Source organism: Peptoniphilus catoniae, assembly GCF_901447155.2.
GTDB classification, from domain to species: domain Bacteria; phylum Bacillota; class Clostridia; order Tissierellales; family Peptoniphilaceae; genus Peptoniphilus_E; species Peptoniphilus_E catoniae.
On the sequence record NZ_LR588413.1, the window covers coordinates 301,120 to 317,780 of the forward strand.

General features: G+C 31.4%; 16 protein-coding genes and 1 tRNA gene. 4 read left to right on the top strand and 13 right to left on the bottom strand.

The features are described from left to right. Positions 1–56 precede the first annotated feature (56 nt). Positions 57–890 carry a DsbA family protein gene (locus tag PEPCATONIAE_RS01665; protein WP_138159242.1) on the bottom strand — a complete coding sequence of 278 codons (834 nt, stop codon included), beginning with the start codon at positions 888–890 and terminating at the stop codon, positions 57–59. 31 nt (positions 891–921) lie between these two features. Continuing rightward, the gene (locus PEPCATONIAE_RS01670) at positions 922–2,091 is read right to left on the bottom strand and encodes a CD0519/CD1768 family membrane protein (RefSeq protein ID WP_138159244.1); all 1,170 of its coding nucleotides are present in this window, start codon (positions 2,089–2,091) and stop codon (positions 922–924) included. Positions 2,092–2,359: 268 nt separating this feature from the next. Between PEPCATONIAE_RS01670 and nrdD the strand changes: the two genes are divergently transcribed. Beyond that, on the top strand, positions 2,360–4,483 hold the full coding sequence (gene nrdD, locus PEPCATONIAE_RS01675; protein WP_138159246.1) for an anaerobic ribonucleoside-triphosphate reductase: 2,124 nt from the start codon (positions 2,360–2,362) through the stop codon (positions 4,481–4,483). Beyond that, positions 4,483–4,986, top strand: coding sequence for an anaerobic ribonucleoside-triphosphate reductase activating protein (nrdG, locus tag PEPCATONIAE_RS01680; protein ID WP_138159248.1), 504 nt, complete (start codon positions 4,483–4,485; stop codon positions 4,984–4,986). The genes nrdD and nrdG overlap by 1 nt, the downstream gene beginning before the upstream one ends. A 56-nt stretch (positions 4,987–5,042) precedes the next feature. Here nrdG and PEPCATONIAE_RS01685 read toward each other — a convergent pair whose 3' ends face one another. Beyond that, positions 5,043–6,725, bottom strand: a complete 1,683-nt coding sequence (locus tag PEPCATONIAE_RS01685) for an FAD-dependent oxidoreductase (RefSeq protein WP_138159250.1) — start codon at positions 6,723–6,725, stop codon at positions 5,043–5,045. Between the two features lie 73 nt (positions 6,726–6,798). On the opposite strand from PEPCATONIAE_RS01685, the gene sfsA reads away from it, so the two are divergent. Continuing rightward, positions 6,799–7,482, top strand: a complete 684-nt coding sequence (gene sfsA / locus PEPCATONIAE_RS01690) for a DNA/RNA nuclease SfsA (protein WP_138159252.1) — start codon at positions 6,799–6,801, stop codon at positions 7,480–7,482. A 12-nt stretch (positions 7,483–7,494) separates the two neighbouring features. Here sfsA and PEPCATONIAE_RS01695 read toward each other — a convergent pair whose 3' ends face one another. The 3 genes from PEPCATONIAE_RS01695 to PEPCATONIAE_RS08610 form a co-directional block, all read right to left on the bottom strand. Continuing rightward, the gene (locus PEPCATONIAE_RS01695) at positions 7,495–7,773 is read right to left on the bottom strand and encodes a hypothetical protein (protein WP_246060402.1); all 279 of its coding nucleotides are present in this window, start codon (positions 7,771–7,773) and stop codon (positions 7,495–7,497) included. Between the two features lie 118 nt (positions 7,774–7,891). Further along, positions 7,892–8,095, bottom strand: coding sequence for a hypothetical protein (locus PEPCATONIAE_RS01700; protein WP_138159254.1), 204 nt, complete (start codon positions 8,093–8,095; stop codon positions 7,892–7,894). Next, on the bottom strand, positions 8,079–8,663 hold the full coding sequence (locus PEPCATONIAE_RS08610; protein WP_246060403.1) for a hypothetical protein: 585 nt from the start codon (positions 8,661–8,663) through the stop codon (positions 8,079–8,081). Before PEPCATONIAE_RS08610 ends, PEPCATONIAE_RS01700 begins: the two co-directional genes overlap by 17 nt. An 813-nt stretch (positions 8,664–9,476) precedes the next feature. Here PEPCATONIAE_RS08610 and PEPCATONIAE_RS01710 point away from each other — a divergent pair. Further along, the gene (locus tag PEPCATONIAE_RS01710; protein ID WP_138159257.1) at positions 9,477–9,980 is read left to right on the top strand and encodes an OB-fold protein; all 504 of its coding nucleotides are present in this window, start codon (positions 9,477–9,479) and stop codon (positions 9,978–9,980) included. 363 nt (positions 9,981–10,343) lie between these two features. On the opposite strand, the gene PEPCATONIAE_RS01715 is transcribed toward PEPCATONIAE_RS01710, so the two are convergent. From PEPCATONIAE_RS01715 to PEPCATONIAE_RS01745, 7 genes are all read right to left on the bottom strand, one after another. Then, a tRNA-His gene (locus PEPCATONIAE_RS01715) sits at positions 10,344–10,420 on the bottom strand. Between the two features lie 53 nt (positions 10,421–10,473). Then, complete coding sequence (gene rph / locus PEPCATONIAE_RS08750; protein ID WP_138159259.1) at positions 10,474–11,775, bottom strand: ribonuclease PH; 1,302 nt, start codon at positions 11,773–11,775, stop codon at positions 10,474–10,476. A gap of 36 nt (positions 11,776–11,811) precedes the next feature. After that, on the bottom strand, positions 11,812–13,176 hold the full coding sequence (locus PEPCATONIAE_RS01725) for an N-acetylmuramoyl-L-alanine amidase (RefSeq protein WP_180339334.1): 1,365 nt from the start codon (positions 13,174–13,176) through the stop codon (positions 11,812–11,814). 54 nt (positions 13,177–13,230) lie between these two features. Then, entirely contained in the window at positions 13,231–14,220 is a 990-nt protein-coding gene (locus PEPCATONIAE_RS01730; RefSeq protein WP_246060404.1) for an AIR synthase family protein, read from the bottom strand. A 1-nt stretch (position 14,221) separates the two neighbouring features. Then, entirely contained in the window at positions 14,222–15,580 is a 1,359-nt protein-coding gene (locus PEPCATONIAE_RS01735; protein ID WP_138159261.1) for a hypothetical protein, read from the bottom strand. Next, positions 15,577–16,275 (bottom strand): prepilin peptidase, encoded by a 699-nt coding sequence (locus tag PEPCATONIAE_RS01740; protein ID WP_138159262.1) that lies wholly within the window; start codon positions 16,273–16,275, stop codon positions 15,577–15,579. Before PEPCATONIAE_RS01740 ends, PEPCATONIAE_RS01735 begins: the two co-directional genes overlap by 4 nt. Further along, positions 16,272–16,652: a prepilin-type N-terminal cleavage/methylation domain-containing protein gene (locus PEPCATONIAE_RS01745; RefSeq protein ID WP_180339335.1), complete on the bottom strand. Its 381-nt coding sequence runs from the start codon at positions 16,650–16,652 to the stop codon at positions 16,272–16,274. Before PEPCATONIAE_RS01745 ends, PEPCATONIAE_RS01740 begins: the two co-directional genes overlap by 4 nt. Between the last annotated feature and the right edge of the window lie 9 nt (positions 16,653–16,661).

The following is a 16,661-nucleotide window of genomic DNA, read 5'->3' on the forward strand; positions in this document are numbered from 1 at the left end:
TTCTTTCATGTTTATTCTCCCTACAGTTTTATCCTGTAAGGAGAGTAAACATATAACTAAGCTCTCTTTATTTCTTTTCCTGTTCCTATTTCCTCTATAATAATTAATTTTTCATCTTCTAACTCTTTTAACAGCTGATTTATTTTTTCCTCATCTTCAAAGAGCTCAACAAGCTCAGCAGGATAAACCTTTTTATATCTATCTATAAATTCAAGAAGGTTTTGTCTGTTAAGGAAAACTTCTCTTTTTTCTAAGTTGGAAAATCTATCTATAAAGTCAATAAGTTCTTTTTTATTTTTATAACCCTTTATTATATATTCCTTTCCTTTTTCATCTGTATACATAAAATTCGGAAATGCTTCCAATCTTCTATCGAAAGTTTTCATTCTGTCGGATAAAAACTCTTCAGAAGATTCACTTTCAAAAGTCTCTCTAAAATCTTCTCTGTCTATTCCAAGCTTAGAGGCTATATCTACAAGTACATTAATATCCATGGTATTTCGTCCATATAAGATTGTAGCAAGTCTTAATTCTCTTAAGTAGCTATTGGCCATTTTAGGGTCAAGGAGCCTTGCTGTAACAAAAGCTCTATTAATAAAATAGGTGCTTGGATTTTCCCTTGATAAAAGTTTTGGAGTCTTGTTCATAATAGGCATCTTATGAATATCTGAACCTGACTTCCATATAGTTAAAAGAATTTTATTTGCCATTTCATCTGAATCCTTGTCCTTCATGTTCATAGGCAATATATCCCTGTAGTCAGCTATAAGGCCTCCCATTGTATTTACAAATTCAATCTGTCCCTTATATATATAATCTATAGCTCTAAGAACTTTTTCCTCACCATAGGACCATGTACACACTGCATCTGAAAAAATATCTATTCTCATAAGAAACCTCCTTTATCTTACTATACCCATCTCATATAACAAACATTATTAATTTAAAAATTAAGTGAGATGCAAGACCTGCAACAAGCCCTCCTATAGTATGAGAAATTATAGCCTTCCCTGATAAATCGCTTTCTCCAATAGCAGACATCATAGCAATGTGTGTGGATAAATATCCACTCCAACACATAGATATGGAAGTAAAAACAGCCAAGTCTTGTGCACTTATAAGACCTTTCTTCATAAGATCCGGAATTAAACCTATGGCAGCGCCTGCACTACCTAATGATGTAATTGGTACCGCTATGGACTCAGGAGACTTAAAGCCAAATAGGGGCTGGATAATAAAGCTGAGCTTTTCACCTATATAAGGTAGAATAGGAACTCCTTGACCTGCAGATCCGTCATAAACCCCTCCTGCAGGAGCAGTGTTACTAATTAAAAGGACAAAACTGCATATTAAAAGAACTCCAGGTATAATTTGAAATCCAAGCTCGACTCCGGAGGCTCCTCCTTTAATTAAAGAGTTAATAAATCTGCTAAAGATGTTCTCCTTATTACAGTTATTATTAAAAGAATTATTAAAAGAAGATTTTTCCTCTGCTGCATTTTTATAAGCGTCCGGTCCATAATATTTCTTTGTAAATCCGAGCATTAATCTTACACTAACTATACTTCCTATAATAGCTCCAAGATTACCTATAATTGCAGCAAGTATAGCACCCTTCATAGGCAAGCTCATAATTGTCGCTGTTACTATAAGGCCCATTCCAAAGGATGTACCTAAATTAGTAAGGGCGGGAAACTGGTATTTTTTAAAATAAGATTTATATTCCTCATTTTCAGCTAAGCTAAGCATAGCCGGATTGTCTGATATGTAACAAGTTAAAACTCCCCAAGCTGAAGCACCAGGTAGAGAATAAAAAGGGTTCATTAATAAAGATAAAAAAGAATTTAAACATTTAATGACTTTAAATTCCATAAATAAAGCACCTATACCACCTGTTATTACACATATTGCCATTAAGTAAAAACAAATATCCATTAACAAAGAGTAAGAAGTATTCAAAATAGTTTTAATCATATTAATAGGTCCCATTTTATTCCCTATATAACCGAATATAAGAAAAAATATTAATAAGAAACTTACACTCTCTACCACATCTATTTTAGTTAAATTACTTTTTTTATGTGTATCCATAAATCCTCCGTTTTTAGTAAAGCTTTTCTAAACATTTAAAGTATACTCTAGAAAATCTCACAATTCAATTGTATATATCTTGTAAATTCATTTGTCTTATTTAGGTAAAATATTTTTAATTTTTTTTATTAATTTAATAAATAAAAGCAAAAATAGCTTAATTTAAAGCTTTTAGTGAATCACGATATATTGTTGTTTTAAATAATATATATTGCATTTTTATACTATATATGGTATTCTTGTCTCATCAATAAACGAGGTGTTAAAAATGATTGAAGTAATTAAAAGAAATGGAGTTAAGGTTCCCTTTGATGGGGATAAAATAAAAATAGCTATAGAAAAAGCTATGCACTCATCAAATGGAATTTTTGTAGAAAACCAAGCCGAGCAAATAGCAGAAGAAATTAAAAATTATGCTGAAAGCTTGGAAGACCCTATGTCAATATTTGACATTGAAGAGCAAGTTTATTATAAACTTATAAACTATAACAATCCGGCTACTGCAAGAGCCTATGAAAACTACAAGGCAGTACAAGCTTATAAGAGAGAGCAAAATACTACAGATAATGAAATTTTAGGACTTCTAAACAGAACTAATGTAGACGTTATGGATGAAAACTCAAATAAAAACGCTATTATAGCCTCTACTCAAAGAGACTTAATAGCAGGTGAAGTTTCAAAGGATATTGCCAAAAGAAAAATGCTTCCCCAAGATTTAGTTGCAGCTCATGAAAACGGAGTTATACATATCCATGACTTGGATTATATAATTCAACCTATTTTCAACTGTTGTCTTGTAAATATGAAGGATATGTTGGATAACGGAACAGTTGTTAACGGCAAAATGATAGAAACGCCTAAGTCTTTCCAAGTAGCTTGCAACGTAATGACCCAAATAATTGCACAAATAGCTTCAAACCAATATGGTGGACAATCTATTAATATAGCTTGCCTAGGCAAATATCTTAGAAAATCTTATGAAAAGAATTTGAATTTAGCTCTTGATACCCTTGGAGATCTTGAACTTGCCGAAAAAATGGCAGTAAAAATGACTAAAAAAGACCTTGAAAGCGGTATTCAAACTATTCAATACCAAATCAACACACTAATGACTTCAAATGGTCAAGCTCCTTTTGTAACTTTGTTTATGCACCTTGAAGACTCTGATCCCTACGTAAATGAGATTGCCCAAATTATTGAAGAAATATTGAAGCAAAGAATTAAGGGAATCAAAAACGATGCAGGTGTTTATGTAACTCCGGCATTTCCTAAGTTAATTTATGTTCTTGACGAAAACAATGTTAAAAAAGATTCAAAATACTATTACCTAACTTCCCTTGCTATTAGATGTACCGCAAAAAGAATGTATCCAGATTATATTTCAGCAAAGAAAATGAAGGCAAACTATGAAGGTAATGTATTTAGTCCAATGGGATGTAGAGCTTTCTTGCCTCCTTATAAGGACGATAAAGGTAGATACAAATTTGAAGGTAGATTTAACATAGGCGCTTGCTCAATTAACCTTCCTCAAATAGGAATTCTTGCAGGCGGAGATGAAAGTAAGTTTTTCAGTCTACTTGAAAAAAGACTTGAGCTTGTAAAACAAGTCGGTTTAATAAGATATGAACACCTGAAAAACGTCACCAGTGATTCTTCACCTATTCACTGGCAACACGGGGCAATTTCAAGACTTGGTAAACATGAATCAATTGCACCTCTATTAAGAAATGGTTACTCCACTGTTTCTTTAGGTTATATAGGAATCTATGAAGCAACTATTTTAACAAAAGGCGTATCTCACACAGATCCTAAAGGTTATGAATTTGCCATGAGAATTATGGACCATTTAAATGCTGCAGTTAAAAGATGGACTGAGGAAACAGGACTTAAGTTCACACTTTACGCTACACCTGCAGAAAGCTTAACTAACAGATTCTGTTCAATTGATAGGGATAGATTTGGAGTAATAGAAAATGTAACAGACAAAGGCTACTACACCAACTCCTTCCATGTAGATGTTAGAGAAAAAATTTCAGCATTTGAAAAATTCAGTTTCGAGTCCAAGTTCCAAGACAGATCTACGGGCGGTTGTATATCCTATGTAGAAATACCTAATATGTCTCAAAATCTTGAAGCCCTGGAAACAATAGTAAGATATATATATGACAACATCCAATATGCTGAATTTAATACGAAATCAGACTACTGCTCAGAATGTGGATTTGACGGAGAAATAAAGCTTAACGATGAAAACCAATGGGAATGCCCTCAATGTGGTAATAAAGATAAGTCTACCTTAACTGTTGTAAGAAGAACCTGCGGTTATCTTGGAGAAAATTTCTGGAACGAAGGTAGAACTAAGGAAATCCATGATAGGGTGCTACACATTTAATGAGATACGGTCAAATTAGAGAATACGACATAGCTAACGGTGTTGGCATAAGGACATCAATCTTTGTAATAGGTTGCACTCACAAGTGTCCTGAATGTTTTAACGAGGAATATCAAGACTTTTCTGCCGGAGACATTTGGACAGATAGAGAAACTGAGAAAGTTATAAAATATCTAAATGAAGATCAAGTTGAAGGGCTTACTATTTTAGGAGGCGAACCCTTTCAAAACACAAAAGATCTCATTGATATAGTTAAAGAAATTAAAAAACACTCAAATAAGAGCATTTGGATATATTCAGGCTATACCTATGAACAGCTTATTAAGGACCCTTTGAAAAAAGAGCTCCTTGGTTTATGCAATGTATTAGTCGACGGTTTGTTTATAAAAAATTTGAAGAATCTTAAGCTTAAATTTAGAGGTTCCTCCAATCAAAGAATTATTGATTTAGATAAAAGTAAAAATGACAAACCTGTTTTATACTATGCTGACAAAAATATATAAAACTTCTTACAAGTTAATCATGAAATTATAAGGGCGGGTCTTATAACCCGCTCTTTTTAATTGAAATTGTAATCAGTAAATATACTATCTCTATTTTTTCTTTTATTGTTAAAATATTCGTAGTAAGATAAAAACAAAATGGAACCTTGAATGTTATATACATCAAATCCATGGGAAAGTAAAATTTTTGTTGCATTGTAGGACCTTTTTGATGTTCTGCAATGTACATATATAGATCTATCCTTAGGTAGTTCTTCAAGTCTTTGTCTTAATTCCTCCAAGGGTATATTAACTGATCCTTTTATATGAGATAGTTGGTACTCTTTTCTTGATCTTACATCAAGAATATACTCACCCTTTTTTACCAAGTCTCTTAATTCATAGGCTCTTTTTTGTTTATAGGATCCATGTAGCAAATTAGACGCCACCATACCTGCTACATTTGCCACATCTCTTGCCGTTCCGTAAGGCGGCGCATAGGCGAGCTCAAGATCTTTAAGGTCATCAACCTTCCCATTCATTTGAATAAGAGTTGAGATTACATCTATTCTTTTTACCGATTCTCCTTTACTTATTGCCTGTGCTCCTAAAATTCTACCTGATTTATTTTCAAAAATTAATTTTAAGAAAACTGTCTCACTATTCGGCATAGTTCCTAAAATATCATTTTCCATTACAAGAGCTGTTTCATATTGGATTTTTTCTTTTTTTGCTTCCTTTTCATTAAGTCCTGTAAAGGCAATATTAAAATCAAAAACCTTAACTGCTCCACTTCCTATAACTCCTCTATTTTCATTGTATATGCCGCTTAAGTAATCAGCAAGGCTTCTTGCCTGTTTTTGAGTAGGTCCGGCAAGACCAAGTCTTGTTGCTTTATAGGTTATTTGATTATAGGTTTCTATTGCATCTCCTATTGCATATATATGGGCTACATTGGTTTCATAATGTTGATTTACAAGTATGCCGCCCTCTTCTCCTATTTTTATCCCTGTCTTTTCCGCAAGAATTGTATTTGCAGGTACACCTAAGGCAAAGACCACAAGTTCCGCCAAAAGCTTTCTTCCTGACGAAAGTTTTATTGAGTCTTTTGTAACTTCTTCTACTTTGTCTTCAAGAATAAGGTCTATTCCCTTATCATTTATAGTTTTATGAATAATTTGTACCATATCGTAGTCAAGGGGAGCCAGCACCTGATTTTCCATTTCAATTAGACTTATATTAAGTCCCCTGGATTTTAAATTTTCCATTACTTCAAGACCAATAAAACCCCCTCCTACTATGGCTACATTTTTAACTTTATTTTTTCTTAAATATAAATCAAGCTCCACCACATCTTTTACTTCTTTTATAGTAAAGACATGGTCCATATTACTTCCCTTTATAGTGTCAGGTCTTATGGCAAGGCTTCCGGGAGATAAAATTAACTCATCATAGGACTCTTTATAAAGCCCGCTCTCTCCTCTTACATCTATTGTTTTATCTTCAGGATTTATACTCACCACTTCGTTATTTACTCTTACCTCTATATTAAACCTGTCTTTAAGTACTTGGGGAGAAGTTATAAAAAGTTCTTCTTTTTCTACTATTTCTCCAAGATAATAGGGTAAGGAACAATTTGAAAAAGACGGATAGGGTCCTTTTTCAAGTACTATAATCCTTGCGTCTTCATTTAATCTCCTAAGTCTTGCAGCTACAGATGCTCCTCCTGCTACTCCTCCAACAATTACAAATTTTTTCATATTTCCTCCCTCGGTAACTAAGTTAACTATAGTATATATAATAAAGAATGTTTTTTCATGTTATAATAAATTTATGAAATATAAAAATATAGTTGAAGGAAAATTAATTAATAGAGAAAACAGGTTTATTGCAACGGTTGATATTAATGGAAACCTTGTGCGAGTTCACGTGCCTAATACAGGTAGATGCAAAGAAATATTCATACCTGGAGCAAGAGTTATTTTAGAAAAATCAAATAATCCTAAGAGAAAAACTCCCTATTCTTTAGTCAGCACCTATAAGGGAGATCTTTTAATAAATATAGACTCTCAAGCTCCTAATAAAATTGTCAAGGAAGCCCTAACCGGTAAAAAACTTTTTTCTGACATAAGCTACCTTAAACCTGAATATAGTTATGGGGATTCAAGATTTGATTTTTATTTTGAAAGGTCCGATAAAAAATGCTTTATGGAAGTTAAGGGAGTTACCCTTGAAAAGGATTCTATAGCCATGTTTCCCGATGCTCCGACTCTAAGGGGCAAAAAACATATAGAAGGCCTTATTGAAGCTTCCTCAAAGGGATATGTAGCCTATATACTCTTCCTAATACAAATGGAAACAATCTCATCTTTTATTCCCAACCTTAAAATGGATCCCAGCTTTTCAAATGCTTTAAAATTTGCAAAAGAAAGCGGGGTAAATATTCTTTGCTATGACTCTTTAGTCAGTAAAGATGAAGTTGTTTTTAACAAGTCAGTACCCTTACTTAATTGGTAAAAATCGAAATGTCTAATGTATGTATATATTTAATCCATTAAAGAGCCCCCAAAGTTCAGCCATGTAGACTACTTCGGTTTTACCATTTCTTCTTGGTACTGCATATCCAAATTTTGAGTGAGTCCATAGGTCCTCATCATTCATGGCAAATAAATCATTTATCATTTTTTCTTGCCAAGGAAAGGGACTTCTTCCAGTTTTCTTATAAAGCTCTACTGCCTCATTCCCTAGCGATTTCTTATAATCTAAAATTACCGACTTAGTGGGAGTTTGACTTCCATATTTTTTCAATGTTTCCAAACTCCTTTTATAAATTTAATCGTGTGAATTTACCTGTGATTTTTACACGATTAGCTCACGATTACTACCATTAAAAAAAGCACATCTAAGATTTCTAGTTAGTGTGCTTTTAATTCATCTCTGCTACTTTATCTGCAATATCAGCAAATCTATTAGCTTTATTTTCATTAATATCAACAAATGAAGTCTCTTGAAAATATAAATCTTCAAGAATTTTTAAAAATTCATCGTCTGTATAATTTTTTTCATAATCAATTTTAAAATTATTTTTCTCAAGGAATTTTATATCTTCATTATCAAGGATAATTTTCATTTTTTTCACCTTTTAATTTCTTAACTACTTTTGTATGTGTTTTATGAGCTGTTATTACATTTCCGTTTTTAGGATTTATAGAAATCGTAGATTTCTCACCAATAACACTAAAAGAAGGTCTATTTAAAGAATCGTATTTTACCTCCGCTATTTTTAAAGGATTGTCTATTGTATCAACAATATCTGATGCCTGTAAATCCCTTAACACTACTCTTTCTGCAGTATGTCTTGAAATAGTTTCTATTTTTACTCCGTTAATTTCTTTTTGCCAAAGAGAATTATTTAAAATCCTTTGCGTTTTGTTGACTTCTTTTTTATCTTTTAAAATTTTATTCTTTATAATGATATCGACTTGTTCTTCTCTAAATTTTCTTAATTCTTTATCAGTACCACCTTGAAAAAATTTCTTAGTGTGGACATTTTGTATTTTCCAATTTCTAGGTGCATAGTCAATTGTACACCTGCAATATCTATGTCTTCTAAAAACATCTTTTGGAACATCAGGATATTCATACACGCCAACTACTTCTTTACACCAGTCACAGCAATTACCAACTTCTTTTCTCACTATCTTAGGAGTTAACCCCGATTTATATTGAAAGTCTGCATTTGTTTTTATAGTATCATCTACAATGCTTTGAGTGAAGTTTTTTATTGGTTCATCTAATAACCATTTACCCTGGTTAAAGTCATCATATTCACTTATTTTATTAACTATATCGTCAATCTTATCTTGATTTATTTCTGGTTTATTCCAGCTCCTTATAGTCTAAAAAGGAGACTTCAAAAAGTTCTTTTCTTACCATTCTTTCTATTGCTTAAATTTCATATATTAAGTATTTAACTCCTGAAAGATTTTTTATTCTGCCTATAATGCCCTTATCTTCAAGGCGCACTGCTGTACTTTCGTCATAGCCAACCTTTGAGCTAAATCTTTACACGTTAAAAATATTTTCTCTATTTCATACACTTCCCAGCGTTATTTGTTTTTGCCTTTTTACTAACTCTTTAAATTTAGGTTTCTTCTTACATCTTCCACTACTTAATGCCTAAAATCTTTCCAATCTTCTTAGCTGCTTCAATAAGTATTTAAAATCAATAGGTCCTATACCTAAAACTGTCAAAACTTTGAAAATCACCTCCTAAGGCATTATTTTTTAATAAGCACTTTATACTACTGCTTTTTAGTTTCTTATTAAATAATACATTTAATTTATTTATTCTTTTTTTGTTGTTTTCTTAGTAAATTTTTACGTGGGAGGTATTTCTATGAATATAGGGTATAGAATAAAAGATAAAAAGATTAAATTAAACTGTTTATCATTGAATTAGTTTAAACTTTTGGGTTTTAAAATATAAAAATTTTAAGGAGGTTTTTGTAATGGCTAAAAAAATTAAAGGCGAAGATGGAAAAATTTATGTAGAAAAAAAGCCTTTCTACAAAAGGGTATGGTTTATAGCATTAGTAGTAATAGTTATTATTGTTGCATTAATGCCAAAGGGAGACAAAGATGGAAACTCAACGGTAAATGAAGCAGCTGAAACAAGTACAAAAGAAATTACCTACACACCAGTTGATGCAGGTCAAATGTTAGACGACTTGGAAAATAATGCACTTAATGCGGAAAAAACTTACAAAGATCAGGATTTAGAAATTACTGGAAAAATTTATGCAATTGATAGTTCCGGAAAATACATAGCAATTGATGGCTTAAATTCTGAATTTACTATATCCGGAGTAACTTGTTACTTAAAAAATGACGAGCAAAAAGATGTAGTTGCCTCTGTTTCAAAGGGAGCTACAGTTGTTGTAAGAGGTCATGTTACTGATGTTGGAGAAGTAATGGGATATTCTGTAAATATTGACGAAATAGAAGCTAAATAACTAATATTAATCAGATTCAATTTAAATTACTTAAATTGGATAAAAAAAACAGTTTTAATCGATAAATCTTTAGCATATACCCATATAGCCTATGTTAAAAAAAGGAGCTAAAAATAACAAGGGTAGAGAACTGGATTTAATAGACTTAGCAATGACTTTATTACAAGTTCACTATTAAAAAGAGAAAACTCGATGATCTAAAGATCTTTAATATGTAAAATGTAGTGTAAAAATTTCTGATTTCTATAGTTGTTTATGGTATTTTACTGAATATTAGTAAAAAAGTTAAATAAAAAATCCGCAAAGCACTGTATTTTAAGCTATTCTATAACTTTACAGTGTTTTGCAGATTTTAAAAAACTCTGGGGTGGATAGTGGGATTCGAACCCACGACCTCAAGAGCCACAATCTTGCGCCCTAACCAACTAGGCCATACCCACCACATCAGTGACTTTTTATATGTTATCAAAACTTTACATTTTAGTCAAGTCTTTTAGCTGTGTTTTTCCTCCAAAAACTTTCTGAATTCTTCTAGAGCTTTACTTCTGTGACTAATTTTATTCTTATCTTCTTCAGTCATTTCTGCAAAAGTCTTATTAAATCCTTTAGGCAAAAACAAAGAATCATAACCGAATCCGTTCTCTCCTCTTTCTTCTCTAATTATCTCTCCTTGGCATATACCTTGAAATAAATGTTCTTTGCCGCTTTTTTCTATGTAGGATATAACTGTCTTAAAGTATGCCTTTCTGTTTTCTTTTTCTTTCATGCTTTCTAAAAGTTTTCTTCTGTTTGCAGCATCGTCATGTTCTCCGGCATACCTTGCTGAATGTACTCCCGGCTCTCCATTTAAAGCTTCTACAAACAACCCGGTATCATCTGCTATTACTGATAAATCAACTCTTTTTTTTATTTCTTGTGCTTTAATTTGTGCATTTTCCTCTAAGCTTTCAAAGTTTTCTTCAACTTCCATATCTCCTAAACCTACTTGACTTTTTGAAAGTAAATCCACAGGCAGACCTCTTAAAATATCTTTTATCTCTAGAATTTTATTTTTATTATCGCTGGATAAAACTATTTTTTCTCTTTTAGTTAGGACTTCTTCCCGGTTTTTAAATATCTCTTTTATACCTTTTTCTGCCAAATCTATTAAATCGTAAAGGTCTCTTTTGTCCATAGGCTCATTTTCAGATGTGCCTTGTATTTCTATAATTTCAAGCTTATTATTCATAACTAAATTTAAGTCTACATCTGCTGAGAAATCTTCTTTGTAGTCTAAATCTAAAAGTTTTTTACCGTTAACTATCCCTACGCTTATAGCTGCTATTGATGATTTAATAGGGTTCTCTTCAATTATTCCTTCTTTTAAGGCTTTATCTATTGCCAGGTATAACGCTATATAGGCTCCGTTTATACTTGCGGTTCTTGTGCCTCCATCGGCTGATATAACATCGCAGTCAATCCAAATAGTTTTATCTGCTATTTTTTTTAAATCTAAACTTGCTCTTAAGCTTCTGCCTATAAGTCTTTGTATTTCTTGATTTCTTCCATCAATTTTGCCTCTGGATATATCTCTTACTTTTCTGGATTTTGTGGATCCCGGTATCATTGAATATTCACAGGACAACCAACCAGTTCCCTTACCCTTTAAGAAATATGGAACCTTATCTTCTATCATAGCGGTGCAAATAACTTTTGTATTTCCACATTGAATAAATACTGAACCTTGAGGGTTAACTAAATAATTAAGTTCATATTTAATAGGTCTTAGTTCGTCAAACGCTCTTTGATTTCTCATTTTATCCTCCAAAAATAAAAGAGGTTCAAACCTCTTCTATTCTTCCACATATTCATCTAAATATCTAATTAAGCCCTTATATATTCCATCGGCAAGCTTATCTAAATATTCATCATCCAACAAATTTTCATAGTCTTGCGGATTAGTCATAAATCCTAATTCCACTAAAGCTGAAACCGCCTTTGTTTTATTTAAAACTACAAGATCAGGTCTATTTTTTATTCCCCTACTATTTGACCCTGTCTCATTTATCAGTTCCTTTAGCAATGCATTTGCAAGATGCTTTTGTTCAACTGTTTTTATACTTACATCTTTTTCATGTGCATATAATACCTCAATTCCTTTTGCATTCCTATTGTCAGAGGCGTTAATATGTATTGAAAGAAAGATTTCAAAATCATTATTATTTGATTGATTTGCTCTATCTAAAAGCTTTACATACTCATCTCTTGATCTTGTCATTTCAATTTCATATCTATCATCTACAAATTTTGCTTCTAAACGTTTTGCAATCTCCAGGTTAAGATCCTTTTCCTTTAAGCCTGACTCTGTTACTGCTCCTGAGTCCTTACCTCCATGACCGGGATCTATCATTATAGATATTCTTCCTATAGGTTTTATTTTTTTACTTATAACTCTTTCTTCTTTATCTTGATTTTCATCTTCGTTTTCAAAGTCTATAGTAAGTCCTGCTGCCTTATAAACCTCTCCCTGGGATTTCTTATTTATTTCATTCATTTCTTTTTTTTCATAATTAGAAACAAAGGAATTTTTACGTGGCCCTGCACTTTTGGCTTTTGGCGCTGAATCCTTAATTAAGTCACCTGTTTCATCTTTATTGTCGGATATTTCACTTTCATTCTTAGGACTTTCTTTCTTCTCTTCCTGGGCACTTAAAAGAGCTTCCGCTTCAGCTTTTACTGTGGTAACTGATGCCGTCATAGTATCTTGATCCCAAGACACATCATAGCCTAAGGTTTCAGATAGAAATCTTAAAGGCACCATGGTCTTTGTTTCTTCTTCAGGTTCCTTATAATAGGTGAATTTAGCTAGAGAATCCTTCTCTAATTTTTTCTTTTCACCATTAATGTAAACAACATCAGAATTTATTTTTAAAATTATTTCTTTATCGGAATAATTTATACTTGCAGATTTTAATTTATTATCCCAATTAACAGTAGCCCCCAAGCTTTCAGTAAGCTCTCTTATAGGTACAAAGGTTCTTCCATTTAGTGTATATGGTCTAAACTTAGAAGACAGATCCTTGCCATCTACCTGAACATTTACCTGATTTACAGGTGTTTCCTTATCATCTATAACTACACTAAATTGGGACTGTCCATAGGATACCTTACTTGTTAATAGAATAATAAGTGTTAAAAATAAAATAGTCTTTTTCATAAATCCTCCTAACATGTATAGTTATACATTAAAGTGGAATTTATGTCAAACCGGTTACAAAGCTTTGTAAAGTTCATCTCTATTTACTTCCTTTAATGTTTCAACTTTATCTGATATAATTGTAAGATTTTCTCCGTCTTTTATATGGCCTATCTTAGTAATTTTTATCTTATTATCACAGCATTCTCTTTTAAATTTTTTAAAATTTTCTTCTGCCAGTATAAAAATCATGCTTCCTGATGAAATTAATCTGTAGGGATCAATTTTAAAATAGTCTACAATTTTTTTAGATGAAGTTTTTATAGGTATTAGATCTTTTTCTACTTCTATGTTCTTTCCTATAAACTTTGCAGTTTCAACTAAGGCACCATATATGCCTCCTTCTGTTACGTCGTGCATAAATTTTACTCCATGCTTCATAGCGATTTTTGATTCAGGTAAAACTGAAAGCAAGTCAATATAGCTTTCAAGTTCTTCTTTTTCCCTTAAACTAAGTAAATCCTCTAGTTCTTTTCTTTTTTCGGTATATAGGATTGAAGTCCCTTCTATAGCTATATCTTTTGATATGGCAATTATATCTGAAGAGTTTATTTTAGAGCAGTCCATTTTCAAATCCTTGTTAAGCTTTCCAAGAGCAGTTGTCGTAAGAACTATTTGCTTTACTACATCAGTTACCTCAGTATGTCCTCCCACTATATCTACATTAAGTTTTTTGCATTGGACCTGGGCATCCTGGATAATAACTTTTAAATCCTCTAAATCTGCACTTGGTGGTATAAGGGCACTTATTAAAACTCCTATAGGTTCCGCGCCTTGGCATGCTATGTCGTTACAAGCGATATTTATTGCTAGGCTCCCGATATTTTTACCTGTAGCTGTAATAGGATCTGTTGAGGCTACAACAAGGTTACCTTCAAAATCCATCACAGCTGTGTCTGCGCCTATACCTGCTCCATTAATGACTTCTTTTCTGCTTAAGTTTATATTGTCAAGAATATATTTTTTTAATTCATCATTTGACAGTTTACCAATCTTCATTGCCATTTTACTTATTGTCATCTCCCAGAATAATCTCTATTTTAAAATTTAAAAGTCCATTTTCTATATTGCTTTCTATATTTTTACCTTGATAGCCTGTAGCATCTATTGCATCCTCAATTGCCTTTTCACTTTTGGCAACTCCCTTTATATAGGCAAGACCTTCTTTTAGACTGTAATCCACAAAGAAAACATCATCGCTTTCAATAGATTCTAACTTTAAAAACAGGTCCTCAAGTTTTTTATTCTCATCTATTTTAGCCTTGCCGGCAAGATCTTCATCTCTTTCTGCTAAAAGTAAATCATTTTGCTTTTTAATATTTTCTATATTTAAGTCATTAATTTTATTATCAAGATCTTCTTCCTTAATTTTAAGTTCTTGAATTTCACTATAGTTTTTATCTGTCTTATTGCTAAGCTGGAAAAAAATCAAACTGTTTAAAATTAATATAATGGCAAAAAGAAAAATAGGTCTTTTATCTGATTTTTTCGGTTTATCTATAAAATTAAAATTTTCATTGAAATGAAAATTCTTATATTCAAATCCAAATTGTTTAGAAGTCGGACTAATAATCTCATTTATCATTTTCTTAGTCTCATTAAAAAGAGCACTTCCTGTAAAGTAGGCTTTAGAATTATTTATAGAGTTTCCTATATATATTACCTTCTCATAAATTAAAAACTTTACCTCATTTAAAATTTCCTTCTTTATGTCTTCTCCAAGATCATAAAACTTTCTGTTAATAATATTGCTTAAACCGTAATACTCCAAATCATACTTCTCAAGTATCTTATATATATCTCTATAGTATATAAGCTTTTGAGGTCTATTATTTATAATATTAATATTATTAAGACCGAAAAAAACAAAGTTTTCATCAAGTCCTATTTCGACTCCATCCTTTAAAGAATAAATACCTATAAGATTCTTGTTTAGTCTTTCAAAAATATATATATAGTCTGACAATATATTTTTATCTATAAGTCTTATATCTACTTTATAATTTTTATCATCATCTTTTGTTGCACTATATCTTATTTTATAAAGATCGACACTTACAGGTAAGATATTATCGCTTTCATATTTAACCATAGATTCCAAATCATCTTCATTTACCTTTGGCAAGTCCAAGTTTAAAGTTAAAAATTTTGAAGATGGACTTACTATAATAAAATTGTCTATGGTATTGTTAGTGAAAACTTTTTTAAAAAGATAGAAAAGATAATTTTTATCTAAAACTTCAAAATCAGATATTATACCCCTCGGCACTTCAAATTCTAAATCGGAATTTTCCCCTATAATTTTAATGGACAGATCTTCTATAATAATTATATTTATATCCTTATTTTTCCTTAAAAATTTCATAGTATCACTCCGAAAATACTAAGACATATATAGGGGCAAAAGGCTAACTCATCTTTTCTTGACTTTTTGCCTATCAAAATTAAAAAAACTCCTACTAAAGCTGCAAGAATAAAGGTGTTTCTAAAAATATAAAAAACTTCCAAATAAGACTTACAAAATAATCCCGATACAGCTCCCAGAAGAACATCAGCCTCTCCCATAGAACCTGATAGTTTATATATTAAATAATAAATTGACAAAAGAATTAGAGCTGAAAAAATATATTTTGATATATCACTTTTAAATATAAGTAAATACATAAGTTCAATTACCGCCAAAGCTAATATATCAACAGTGTAAACTTTCTTCTCTCTAAAATCTGTAAAGGAAATTAAAAGAAGTATAAGGGTTTGAACAGATCTTATAATAAATTCCAAGCTAAGTTTATATTTTAAATACAAAAGTAAAAATGCAAAAGCCGTAACTATTTCGTATAAAAATATAAATATGGAGATTCTGTCTCCACAGTTTTTGCACCTGCCCCTTAAAATCAAATAAGAAATCACCGGTACATTTAAGTAAAAAGGTATTACATAATTACAGGATTCGCACCTGGATCTGCCAACAAGAAAGTCTCTGATATTTTCTCTTTTATGAATAAAACAACCCATAAAAGATCCTAAAATAGACCCTAAAACAAATATTCCTATTTTCATTTTCCTTCTGTGTCCAAAACCAGTTTATTTCCCTCGACTTTTAAAGGTCCAGGTGTAACTTTTATTTCCTGATTTGAACCTACACTTATTTTAAAATCGTCACTTGTATATGATTTGGCAGGTTTTGGAACCTTTCCACCTTCAAAATATTCAGATAAATTACCAACAGGAATTTCTGATATATTTTCAGACTCATGTTCCATAAGATACAATATAGCAGCATTTTTTATTTCTTTTACGTTTACATTGTGAGCAGCTGCCTGAGCACTTAAATTAGACTTTGTAAATCTCGGAATTGCTATTGATACTAAAATTAAAATTATTGCAATAACTATTACCAACTCTACTAAGGTAAAGGCTTTTGACTTTTTCTTCATTTTTTTCAC